We start from the raw sequence: 13,287 nt of genomic DNA on the forward strand, positions 1-13,287 counted from the left end.
AAAAGACTATGATTAACTAAGAAAACGATGGGGAGTATATTATGACAAAGAAAGAAAAGGATTATAAAAAAAGTCTTGAGCAACAAAAAACACGGGTAAAACTGTACAAGTCAGGAAAAAGCTGGGTAAAAGCAAGTATTAATGAAATAGAATTGTTAAAAACAATGGGGCTACCATTTTTAAGTAAAAACGAAATACAAGAAAATGCCACTGAAAAGACGAAAGGTCATAAGATAAAAAAAGGCGCAGCGAAAACAACAGCCCTAGTTGGTGGAGCATTTACATTTAATATGTTGAATAATCATCAAGCATTAGCTGCCTCAGAAACACCAATCACCTCTGAAATTTCATCCAATAGTGAGACAGTAGCCAATCAAAATTCAACTACGATTAAGAACTCACTAAAAGAAACAGTCAATTCTGCAAGTTTGGAATCAAACCAATCTAATAGTACAAATAAGCAAATGTCTTCAGAAGTTACAAATACAGCGCAATCAAGTGAAAAAGATGGAATTAGTCAACAAAGTAGTGAAACATCAAGTCAATCATCTAAGTTAAATACATATGCCTCCACAGACCATGTAGAGAGTACAACTACTAACAATGATAATACTGCACAACAAGATCAAAATAAGTCTTCGAATGTAACCTCTAAGTCAACACAATCAAACACGTCATCCTCAGAAAAGAGCATTAGCTCCAATTTAACCCAGTCAATCGAAACAAAAGCAACCGATTCATTAGCGACTAGTGAAGCACGTACTAGTACAAATCAAATATCTAATCTGACATCAACATCTACTTCGAATCAATCGAGTCCTACTTCCTTTGCGAATTTAAGAACATTTAGTAGATTTACCGTTTTGAATACGATGGCAGCACCGACAACAACGTCCACGACAACAACTTCAAATCTTACATCTAATTCTGTTGTGGTGAACAAAGATAACTTTAATGAACATATGAATCTATCTGGATCAGCGACGTATGATCCAAAAACAGGTATTGCTACCTTAACGCCAGATGCATATAGTCAAAAGGGTGCCATATCTTTAAACACTCGATTAGATTCAAACCGTAGCTTCCGTTTTACAGGTAAAGTTAACCTTGGTAATAGATATGAAGGTTATTCTCCTGATGGTATAGCAGGTGGAGATGGCATTGGCTTTGCATTTTCACCAGGCCCTTTAGGACAGATAGGTAAAGAAGGGGCTGCCGTTGGAATAGGTGGTTTGAATAATGCCTTTGGTTTTAAATTGGATACGTATCATAATACATCAACTCCTAAACCTGAGGCTAAAGCAAAAGCAGATCCACCTACTGTTAAGGGTGGTGGTGCCTTCGGTGCATTCGTAAGTACAGATGGAAGTGGTATGGCTACCACTGAGGCATCATCTGCGGCTAAATTAAATGTACAACCTAATAATAATTCATTCCAAGATTTTGTCATTGACTATAACGGTGATACAAAAGTGATGACAGTGACGTATGCTGGTCAGACTTGGTCGAAAAACCTTACAGATTGGATAAAAAACAGTGGTGGTACGACGTTTTCTCTATCTATGACTGCTTCAACTGGTGGCGCAAAAAACTTACAACAAGTTCAATTTGGAACATTCGAGTATACAGAATCAGCTGTTGCTAAAGTACGCTATGTAGATGCAAATACTGGTAAGGATATTATCCCGCCTAAAACTATTGCAGGTGAAGTTGACGGGACTGTAAATATAGATAAACAATTGAACAATTTAAAAAATTTAGGTTACAGTTATGTGGAGACAGATGCCTTAAAAGCACCAAATTATACAGAAACGTCAGGTACGCCTACACTTAAATTAACTAACTCAGGCCAAACAGTGATTTATAAATTTAAAGATGTTCAAGGTCCTCAAATTAGTGTTGATAGTCAAACTAGAGAAGTTGGAAAGACCATTAATCCAATTACAATTACTACAACTGACAATAGTAAAGACGTATTAACTACAACTGTGACAGGTCTACCTTCAGGGTTATCTTTTGATCAAACGACTAATACAATTACTGGCACGCCAAGTGAAGTAGGAACTACAACTGTGACAGTTAATACGACTGATGCTACTGGGAACGTAACATCTAAGCAATTTACAATAACGATTCAAGATACAATCAGCCCTGTTGTAAATGTGACTCCAAGTCAAGCATCAGAAGTTTTCACGCCGATTAATCCAATTACGATAACTGCTACAGATAATAGTGGCAAAGTGGTAACGCATACAGTAACAGGATTGCCACAAGGACTTAAATTTGATGCATCAACGAATTCAATTGTTGGAACTCCAACTCAAATAGGAACAAATACAATTACGATTGAGTCAACGGATGCGAGCGGAAATAAAACTACGACTAAAATTAATTATGAAGTAACGAGAAATAGCGCAAGTGACTCTACTTCCACTAGCATAGTAAACAGTGTTTCAACAAGTATAAGTAATAGTACATCGCTAAGTGATAGTGTAAAAGCGAGTCAATCATTATCAACAAAAGAGTCAACAAGTAAGAGTCTCTCAGAGTCGTTAAGTACGTCAACGTCGAATAGTACGTCAATCCAAGCGAGTGAATCCGCAAGTACAAGCAAGAAGTTATCAGAATCAGCGAGCGCGTCGACGTCTGATAGTGCATCAATAAAAGCGAGCGAATCCGCAAGTACAAGCAAGAAGTTATCAGAATCAGCGAGCGCGTCGACGTCTGATAGTGCATCAATAAAAGCAAGTGAATCCGCAAGTGCAAGTAAGAAGTTATCAGAATCAGCGAGCACGTCGATGTCTGATAGTGCATCCACATCAACGAGTGTAAGTGACTCAAACAGTACAAGTACGAGTCTTTCAGAATCAGTGAGTACGTCAACGTCAGACAGTGCATCAACGTCAACAAGCGAGAGTGAATCAACAAGTGCAAGTACGTCATTAAGTGACTCAACAAGTACATCGACATCAGAAAGTACGTCAATGTCAGCAAGTGAGAGTGACTCGAACAGTGCTAGCACATCGCTAAGTGGCTCAACAAGCACAAGTCTTTCAGACTCAACAAGTACATCGACATCAGAAAGTGCGTCAACGTCAACAAGCGAGAGTGAGTCAGACAGTGCAAGTACATCGTTAAGTGAATCATTAAGCACAAGCGTTTCAGATTCAACAAGCACATCAACGTCAGACAGTGCGTCCACATCAGCGAGCGTAAGTGACTCAAACAGTGCAAGCACATCGCTAAGTGGATCATTAAGCACAAGCATTTCAGATTCAACAAGCACGTCAACGTCAGAAAGTGCATCCACATCAGCGAGTGAGAGTGACTCAACAAGTACAAGTACGTCATTAAGTGAATCGACAAGTACGAGTCTTTCAGAATCAGCAAGTACGTCGACGTCAGACAGTGCATCAACGTCAACAAGCGAGAGTGAATCAACAAGTGAAAGTACATCGTTAAGTGGTTCATTAAGTACAAGCATTTCAGACTCAACGAGTGCGTCAACGTCAGATAGTGCGTCCACATCAACGAGCGTAAGTGACTCAAACAGCGCAAGTACGTCATTGAGTGAGTCGATAAGCACAAGCGTTTCAGATTCAACAAGTGCGTCAACGTCAGAAAGTGCGTCCACATCAACGAGCGAGAGTGACTCGAACAGTGCTAGCACATCGCTAAGTGGCTCAACAAGCATAAGTCTTTCAGACTCAACAAGTACATCGACATCAGAAAGTGCATCCACATCAACGAGCGTAAGTGACTCAAACAGTGAAAGTACATCGTTAAGTGGTTCATTAAGTACGAGTCTTTCAGACTCAGCGAGTACGTCAACGTCAGACAGTACGTCCACATCAGACAGTACATCAACATCAATGAGTGAGAGTGACTCAACAAGTACAAGCATTTCAGACTCAACGAGTACATCAACGTCAGAAAGTGCATCAACGTCAACAAGCGAGAGTGAATCAACAAGCTCAAGTACGTCATTGAGTGAGTCGACAAGCACAAGCGTTTCAGATTCAACAAGTACGTCAACATCAGATAGTGTATCCACATCAACGAGCGTAAGTGACTCAAACAGCGCAAGTACGTCATTAAGTGAGTCGACAAGCACAAGTCTTTCGGACTCAACGAGTACGTCAACATCAGATAGTGCATCAATGTCAGCAAGTGTGAGTGACTCCAATAGCGCAAGTACGTCATTAAGTGAATCGACAAGTACGAGTCTTTCAGACTCAACGAGTGCGTCAACGTCAGAAAGTGCATCAACGTCAACAAGCGAGAGTGAATCAACAAGTGCAAGTACATCGTTAAGTGGTTCATTAAGTACGAGTCTTTCAGACTCAACGAGTACGTCGACATCCGACAGTGCGTCCACATCAACGAGTGTGAGTGAGTCAGACAGTGCAAGTACATCATTAAGTGAGTCGACAAGCACAAGCGTTTCAGATTCAACAAGTACGTCAACATTAGACAGTACATCAACATCGACAAGCACGAGTGACTCAAACAGTACAAGTACATCGTTAAGTGACTCAACAAGTACAAGTATTTCAGACTCAATAAGTGCATCTACATCAGACAGTACATCAACATCAATGAGCATAAGTGACTCAACAAGTACAAGCATCTCAGATTCAACAAGCACATCCACATCCGACAGTGCATCAACGTCAACGAGTGAGAGTGACTCAAACAGTGCAAGTACATCGCTAAGTGGATCATTAAGTACAAGCGTTTCAGATTCAACAAGCACATCAACATCGGACAGTGCATCCACATCAACGAGTGTGAGCGACTCAAACAGTGCCAGTACATCATTGAGTGAGTCGACAAGCACAAGCATCTCAAATTCAACAAGCACATCAACATCGGACAGTGCATCAACGTCAACGAGAGAGAGTGGTTCCAATAGTGCAAGTACGTCATTAAGTAACTCGACAAGCACGAGTCTTTCAGGATCAACGAGTACATCAACATCCGACAGTACATCAACATCAATGAGCGAGAGTGAATCAACAAGTGCCAGCACATCGTTAAGTGGCTCAACAAGTACAAGCATTTCAGACTCAATAAGTACATCAACATCAGACAGTGCATCCACATCAATGAGTGAGAGTGAGTCAGACAGTGCAAGTACGTCATTAAGTAACTCGACAAGCACGAGTCTTTCAGGATCAACGAGTACATCAACATCAATGAGCGAGAGTGAATCAACAAGTGCAAGTACATCATTGAGTGAGTCGACAAGCACAAGCATCTCAAATTCAACAAGCACATCCACATCGGACAGTGCATCAACGTCAACGAGAGAGAGTGAATCAACAAGTGCCAGCACCTCGTTAAGTGGTTCAACAAGTACAAGCGTTTCAGACTCAACGAGTACGTCGACATCAGACAGTGCGTCCACATCAACGAGCACAACTGACTCAAACAGTACAAGCACGTCATTAAGTGAATCGGCAAGCACGTCCACATCAATGAGTACATCTGAAACTTTCACTTCTCAATCTCCTATAAATAGTGAAAGTCAATTTATTGGTGATAGCTCGTCTGAAGATACAATCGTGACTCAATCAAAAAATACGAATATGCTTAATAAAACTGGAAAAGATTATGATTTACAAGAACAAAGAGGTTATACTGATTCAGAACAACACAATGAAACACAAAGTAATCAAGCTGATAATCACTCAAACAACCTCGATTTACTTCATCAAAATCGTGCACAAGATAAAGTCGTTAAACAACCGACTAAAGGAGAAGATGGAGTTGTAAGCAACGGTTTTATAGTAGCAGTAGCTATAGTATTGGCTATCTTCGGTTTAGCAAAAAAATCTAGAAAAGACGATGATGATCAAGATGATAGTAAATAACAGATAGTTTTAATCATATTAAGAGGCTAGGGAACATTAATTGATTGGATAAGTACATGACAACTAAATCCAACTTTAGATTATCCTTAGCCTCTTTAGATATGATTCAAGTGATTAATTATTTAATAATTAGGGTGAAAAAATGTTTAAGAAATTCGAATATAAAATCTTATATAAAAGAATATTTTTTACATGCTTAATTTTAGTTATATATATTATAGGAAGTAATATTTCAATCGTAAGTAATGAAAATTTAAGAACACATAAAGACTCCTTTTTTAAGTTAGCGATTACTAATGTAGGTGGGGATTTACATACATTAAATATATTTTCACTAGGACTTGGGCCATGGTTAAGTTCGATGATTATTTTGACACTAATAAACCACAAAAGTAATGATAAGGTTAAAACACAAACTCGTAGGGAACGACATTTCAAAGAACGAGCGTTAACACTTATCATTAGTGCCGCTCAAGGATTTTACATTATTCATTCATATATTAATAAACATGCGATTAAAGATAGTAATATGCTTATTTTATTATTAGTTTTAATTACAGGGACGTTGTTAATGGTATGGTTAGCAGATCAAAATACAACGTATGGCATTTCGGGACCTATGCCAATTGTTTTAATGAGTCTTGTTAAATCTATATTTAATACACATTTTCCCAAATTAAATTCAAGCGCATCTTTAATTACTATGATTATTGTCTTATTAATGCTGACCTTATTTATACTCTTCTTCATTGAGTTAACAGAATATCGGATAGAATATAATGATATTATGAATATTTCTGCTAAAGATATACCATCATATTTATCATGGAAACTTAATCCTGCTGGTAGTATCTCTATCATGGTGAGTTTGTCATTATTTATGTTAACGAATAATATCGTTAATTTCATAGGACGCTTTATCGTGAATCATAATTTTGAAACACAAGTCTTTAATTTTACAAATCCAGTTGGAATTACTATATATATTCTGTTACAAATGATTTTGGGTTACTTTTTATCAAGATTATTAATTAATACGAAACGTAAATCAAAGGAATTTCTTAAAAATGGGAATTACTTCGAGGGTATTCAACCTGGACAGCAGACAGAAAAATTTCTAGGGAGTAAAGCACGTCGTATTTGTTGGTTCGGTTCAATAGTAGTAGCGATTGTACTCGCTATACCAATGTATTCAGCGCTGCTTGTGCCCCACTTACTTAAAGAAGTTTACTTTACAACTCAAATAATTGTATTTGTCTATATTGGAATTAATATCGCTGAAACAATTAGAGCGTACTTATACTTTGACAGCTATAAGCAAATTTTAAATAAATATTGGTAGGGAGGAGGTTTTGGAATATGAAACGCTTTATACCAGCTTGGTATAGCCATAACAGATGGTGGGAAAGTACCTCAAGACCATTCTATCAAAAAAAACAGTATACAGATTTTGACGATATGATTAGTTTAATGACAATGCATAGTTCGAATAATGTGGATTATCAATTGATAGTTTTAAGTTTTAGTCCATATCTTAGAACATTCCTCCATCGATATGATTTGTATGAAAGTCATTATTGGTCAGTGTTTGATGAGATACAGGGCGTTGGACATCAAACGCCTCAAGCTATTGATTATCGTGATCTTTCATGGCCAGAAGGTACTGAATTTATTTTTACTCCCTTTCAGATTCAAGCGATTACAGGTGATAACACGTTTTCTAAAATTCACTTTAGCCAGGAAGGATATTTGATGTGGGTGGAAGATTACAAATTCGACACAATTCAAAGACGCTTTGTATTCGATGACAGAGGATTTATATCGGCAGTGCGTACTTATACACTTGATGGTGATAATAATAAGAAACACTATTTTTCAAAAGATGGGGAAGAAATATTTGTTGAAGACTTAAATGTTAATACAGTAACGATTAATAAAAATTTTCAATCAAAATTTAAAAAGGTTACGTATTCATCTATGGTCGAGTTGATAGAAGAGAAATTCCAATCATATGTAGAAAGAGAATTGAATGAAGATGATTCTGTTATAGTGGCATCTGATGAACGTCATAATTCAATGATGGCTCGCACTATTGATGCAACGTCTTTATGTTTTTCTATTTTTACTGAGCGAAATAAAGTGGTGACACAAGATTTATATGACTCTATTTCGAGAGCATCTTACTGTCTCGTTGATACACAAGCTAATCAAAATATGATTGAACACTACGCAGGATTGAATAGGAATGATTTTAATCTTCTAAGGGTAACGCCTTTTGATGCGCAGTCATTACCTAACCAAAGTAGTCAATTGTATGACACTTATATTGGATTATGGATAGATGGTTTGGACGAGATTGAAATACGAGAGATTGTAAACACCTTATTTCAATATATTCAACATAAAGATGGCTATAAGTTGAAAATTTTAACTAAGAGTAGAGATAATCTTACGGAAAATCTTATAGATGAAGTTGCTCATCTCAATGATTTATATCACCAAGAGAAAAAGGAAATAAGTGATGTAATTGAAGACGTGATACAGAATAAAAAAGAAACAATCATTGATATTGAAACAGTACCGTTTGAAGAAGATCTTGTAAGCGTTATTTCAAAATTAAGAGTTGTTGTAGATTTATCTTTAGAGCCGAAACTTTTCTTACAAATCTGTTGTATTGGCGCGGGTATACCACAAATTAATAAAAAGAGAACAGATTATGTTAAACATATGCATAATGGATATATTATTGATGACATATCGCAAACTGTAGAATCATTAGATTATTTTTTGACACGTTTAAAAAATTGGAATTATTCTTATGCATATTCCATGAGATTATCGGATGATTTTAGTTCTATTAATATTATTCATCAAATAGATCAGTTATTTAAAGGTGATGATTCAAGTGGCTCGTAAATTTAGAGTACTCCAAGTAGGCGGACACGATTTAGGTTCGATGTTTAATCATAAAAACAACGTAGATTGGGATTATTTTGATGTTAGTTTGTTTAATTTTGAAAGCGGTTATCAAGAAGTTGTAGCACATCTTTTAGATGAAAAAGGACAATTTGATTTTGTTTTTGTACGTGAAAAATATTCTGATTCATTAATGAAACTTTTATCATTAGTCAGTACACCGTATAATACTGTGATTGACAATGACTATTGGGATAATCAATACCAACAAGATAAGACAATACAACATAATTTTATAAAACCACTCATTTATGAAAATGAAGAACAATTACAACAAAAATTAGAAGCAGTTACATTTCCTGGGCAATATGGAGATAAAGTAAAACCTATTCATTGTCGCGTTAGTATTCATTTTGATGGTTCTTATCAATTTAATGGAAATGAATCTATTGAAGTATCAGGACGATTTGGGGAATCATACCAACCCCTCATTACATGGAGTCAAAATATCATCGCTGATGCCAATAAGGTGAATCAAATATGGCCAGAATTTAAAGTTGAAGGTGATGCTAAAATCCAATATACATTGAGATTGACGCCTGTTTATTCAACTGATCAACCAGTAGAAAAGCTAATATATGAACAAGACGATTTAGACGCTCCCATAGAACTACCTGCTCGTCCTTATCAAACATATGTGAGTGTATCAATCAAAGCTAAAGGTAAAGGAACATTATTTATAGGTGCTATTCATAAACGTTGGTCACGCTTGGAATTAGGGCAGTTCATATTAGGCGGAAAACGATATAGTGATGAAAATAAGCAAGAATTTATACATTACTTTCATCCTGGAGATTTAAAACCGCCACTCAATGTATATTTTAGTGGGTATCGTACGGCTGAGGGCTTTGAGGGGTACTTTATGATGAAACGCATGAATGCTCCATTTATTTTAATAGCTGATCCTAGAATCGAAGGTGGTGCCTTTTACCTAGGGTCAGAGAATTATGAACAGGCAATCCGTAAGGTCATCCAAAATGCTTTGGATTATTTGGGATTTGCGAACAACCAATTAATTCTTTCAGGATTATCAATGGGATCATTTGGCGCACTTTATTACGCTACAAAATTAAATCCAGCGGCTGTTATTGTAGGAAAACCTTTGATAAATCTCGGTACTATTGCTAATAATATGAAACTCGTTCGTCCAAACGATTTTGGAACGTCACTTGATATTTTGCGATTGAATCAAAATGACATAACTAACAAAGATGTTGTTCAGTTAGATAATCATTTTTGGAAGCAAATTCAGCATAGTGATTTGTCAATGACAACATTTGCGATTGCTTACATGGAGCATGATGATTATGACAAATATGCATTTCAAGATTTATTGCCTGTTCTTACAAAACAACATGCACGTGTGATAAGTAAAAGAATTCCTGGTAGACATAACGATGATTCTGCTACTGTTACTCATTGGTTTATTAATTTTTATCATTTAATCATGGAAGAGCGATTTGGGAGGGTGACACATGCAAGAAGATAGGAAATTTGAAGTCAAATGGCGACTAGTTAATTCATCAACGTTTATGTATGGTACAAAGTTACGTTTTAATCAAGATAATATCTATTTTGAGAACCCTTTGATGCCATCCGGTACAATCATTCACAGTTGGTATATGTTAACTGATTTTGCAGAAGACCGTGTAAGCCCTAAGCTACCTATTTTAAAAAAAGGCCACCAATATCAATTTCAATTTAATTTTGAAGTTGAACCTAAGGGTGCGGCTTATTTTAAAATGAAATTTTATCGTAAGAATAAAGAAATTCTTAGTCACCAAATTTTAAAAAATAAAAAAGAAAATATTGTCTATCCTAGAGAAGCATATTCATATGATTTAGAACTTATTAATGCTGGCATGAATCATTTATCTTTTCGCAATATAATTGTGCAAGAATTAAGAGAAGATAGTAATCAAGCTTACGAGACAACGAAATATATAGATCCTGAGAAAAAACTTAAAGTAATTAATCAAATAATAACCAATATAAGGACACATCATCTAGACACATCAAACTATCACAGGAGTGATATGAATGGCTAAAGGTGTCAACCAAATTATTAATAATATTAGGTTAAGAAAATTGCGTAAAATATTAAATCAAATTAATGCGTTGAGTGTGGAATTCTCAAATTATAGTGATGAAGCACTTCAAGCAAAGACAAAAGAATTTAAAGTTTATTTAAATGATAATAAATCTTCACTCAATCACATTCTGCCACAAGCTTATGCAACAGTTAGAGAAGCTTCTAAGCGAGTTTTAGGTATGTATCCAAAAGATGTGCAGATTTTAGGAGCAATCGCTATGCATCAGGGGAATATTGCAGAAATGCAAACAGGAGAAGGTAAGACGCTTACAGCTACCATGCCTCTGTACTTAAATGCACTTACAGGTAAAGGTGCTTATCTAATCACAACAAATGATTACTTAGCAAAACGCGATTTTTTAGAAATGAAACCACTATATGAATGGCTAGGCTTGTCTGTATCATTAGGATTTGTGGACATTCCAGAATACGAATACGCTGAAAATGAAAAATATGAACTGTACCACCATGACATTGTTTACACGACTAATGGGCGACTAGGGTTTGATTATTTAATTGATAATTTAGCTGATGATATTCGTGCCAAATTTTTACCGAAATTAAACTTTGCAATTATTGATGAAGTCGATTCTATTATATTAGATGCTGCCCAAACGCCTTTAGTTATTTCTGGTGCGCCACGTGTACAATCTAATTTATTTCACATCGTTAAAACGTTTGTTGAAACACTTGAGAAAGATAAAGACTTCATAGTTAATTTTAATAAAAAAGAAGTGTGGCTCACTGATGAGGGCTCGGAAAAAGCAAACCATTATTTCAAAGTGAATAATATATACCAACAGCAATATTTTGATTTAGTGAGGATGATTCATTTATCGCTTAGAGCTAAGTATTTATTCAAATATAATTTAGACTATTTTATTTTTGATGGTGAGATTGTGCTTATAGATAGAATCACTGGTCGTATGCTACCTGGAACAAAGCTTCAGTCTGGTTTACATCAAGCTATAGAGGCTCTGGAAAATGTTGAAATTTCTCAAGATATGAGTGTGATGGCAACCATAACATTCCAAAATTTATTTAAACAATTTGATGAATTTTCAGGTATGACTGGAACAGGTAAATTAGGGGAAAAAGAGTTCTTTGATTTATATTCAAAAGTTGTTATAGAGATTCCGACGCACAGTCCGATTGAACGTGATGATAGACCCGATAGAGTATTTGCTAATGGTGACAAAAAGAACGATGCAATTTTAAAGACAGTGATTGATATACATGAATCTCAACAACCTGTGTTACTAATTACACGTACTGCAGAAGCGGCAGAATATTTTTCGGCTGAGTTATTTAAATGTGATATACCTAACAATTTATTAATCGCTCAAAATGTAGCTAAAGAGGCACAAATGATTGCTGAGGCGGGACAATTATCTGCAGTTACTGTTGCTACAAGTATGGCAGGGCGTGGAACTGATATAAAGTTATCAAAAGAGGTTCATGATATCGGTGGCTTAGCAGTGATAATTAATGAACATATGGATAACAGTCGTGTTGACCGTCAATTAAGAGGGCGCTCAGGTCGCCAAGGAGATCCTGGATATTCACAGATTTTTGTATCACTTGATGATGATTTAGTAAAACGTTGGAGTAACTCTAACTTGGCAGAAAATAAAAATCTCCAAACGATGGATGCATCTAAACTAGAAAGTAGTGCACTCTTTCAAAAACGTGTAAAGTCAATTGTTAATAAAGCGCAACGTGTATCTGAAGAGACTGCTATGAAAAATAGAGAAATGGCAAATGAATTCGAAAAAAGTATTAGTGTTCAACGAGATAAAATTTATGCTGAACGTAATCACATACTTGAAGCAAGCGATTTTGATGATTTTAATTTTGAACAGCTTGCACGAGATGTGTTTACAAAAGACGTTAAAAATCTTGGCTTAAGTAGGGAACGTGCACTTGTGAATTATATATACGAAAACTTAAGTTTTATCTTTGATGAAGATATATCAAATATTAATATGCAAAATGATGAAGAAATCATACAATTCTTAATACAACAATTTACTCAACAATTTAACAATCGTTTAGAAATTGCGACGGATTCATATTTAAAACTTCGTTTCATTCAAAAATCAATTTTGAAAGCGATAGATAGCGAATGGATTGAGCAAGTGGATAACTTACAACAACTTAAAGCCAGTGTAAACAATCGACAAAATGGACAGCGTAATGTCATTTTTGAATATCACAAAGTGGCTCTTGAAACGTATGAATATATGTCTGAAGATATAAAAAGGAAGATGGTTAGAAATTTATGTTTAAGTATTCTAACCTTTGATAAGGACGGAGATATGGTCATTCATTTCCCATAAACAA

6 protein-coding genes are annotated in these 13,287 nt (G+C 35.7%); all 6 read left to right on the forward strand.

Annotated features, from left to right (window positions below):
• Positions 1-41 precede the first annotated feature (41 nt).
• The 6 genes from NST35_RS01090 (at position 42) to secA2 (ending at position 13,283) form a co-directional block, all read left to right on the forward strand.
• Positions 42-5,876 carry a lectin-like domain-containing protein gene (locus NST35_RS01090; protein WP_340747230.1) on the forward strand — a complete coding sequence of 1,945 codons (5,835 nt, stop codon included), beginning with the start codon at positions 42-44 and terminating at the stop codon, positions 5,874-5,876.
• 142 nt (positions 5,877-6,018) lie between these two features.
• Complete coding sequence (secY2, locus tag NST35_RS01095; RefSeq protein WP_002458352.1) at positions 6,019-7,218, forward strand: accessory Sec system protein translocase subunit SecY2; 1,200 nt, start codon at positions 6,019-6,021, stop codon at positions 7,216-7,218.
• Between the two features lie 17 nt (positions 7,219-7,235).
• Complete coding sequence (gene asp1, locus NST35_RS01100) at positions 7,236-8,792, forward strand: accessory Sec system protein Asp1 (RefSeq protein ID WP_002458351.1); 1,557 nt, start codon at positions 7,236-7,238, stop codon at positions 8,790-8,792.
• The gene (gene asp2 / locus NST35_RS01105; protein WP_340747231.1) at positions 8,782-10,341 is read left to right on the forward strand and encodes an accessory Sec system protein Asp2; all 1,560 of its coding nucleotides are present in this window, start codon (positions 8,782-8,784) and stop codon (positions 10,339-10,341) included. The genes asp1 and asp2 overlap by 11 nt, the downstream gene beginning before the upstream one ends.
• Positions 10,328-10,900 carry an accessory Sec system protein Asp3 gene (gene asp3, locus NST35_RS01110; protein WP_002458350.1) on the forward strand — a complete coding sequence of 191 codons (573 nt, stop codon included), beginning with the start codon at positions 10,328-10,330 and terminating at the stop codon, positions 10,898-10,900. Before asp2 ends, asp3 begins: the two co-directional genes overlap by 14 nt.
• A complete protein-coding gene (gene secA2 / locus NST35_RS01115; protein ID WP_002458349.1) occupies positions 10,893-13,283 on the forward strand; it encodes an accessory Sec system translocase SecA2 in 2,391 nt (796 codons plus the stop codon). Before asp3 ends, secA2 begins: the two co-directional genes overlap by 8 nt.
• Positions 13,284-13,287 lie beyond the last annotated feature (4 nt).

This window comes from Staphylococcus sp. FSL W8-0304, assembly GCF_038006565.1.
In the GTDB taxonomy this organism is placed as follows: Bacteria; Bacillota; Bacilli; order Staphylococcales; family Staphylococcaceae; genus Staphylococcus; species Staphylococcus epidermidis.

What these genes read in the sequence shown, in the direction of transcription:
- secY2 (WP_002458352.1), top strand. Translation starts at nt 6,019, where the DNA reads ATGTTTAAGAAATTCGAATATAAAATCTTATATAAAAGAATATTTTTT.
- NST35_RS01090 (WP_340747230.1), top strand. Translation starts at nt 42, where the DNA reads ATGACAAAGAAAGAAAAGGATTATAAAAAAAGTCTTGAGCAACAAAAA.
- asp3 (WP_002458350.1), top strand. Translation starts at nt 10,328, where the DNA reads ATGCAAGAAGATAGGAAATTTGAAGTCAAATGGCGACTAGTTAATTCA.
- asp1 (WP_002458351.1), top strand. Translation starts at nt 7,236, where the DNA reads ATGAAACGCTTTATACCAGCTTGGTATAGCCATAACAGATGGTGGGAA.
- secA2 (WP_002458349.1), top strand. Translation starts at nt 10,893, where the DNA reads ATGGCTAAAGGTGTCAACCAAATTATTAATAATATTAGGTTAAGAAAA.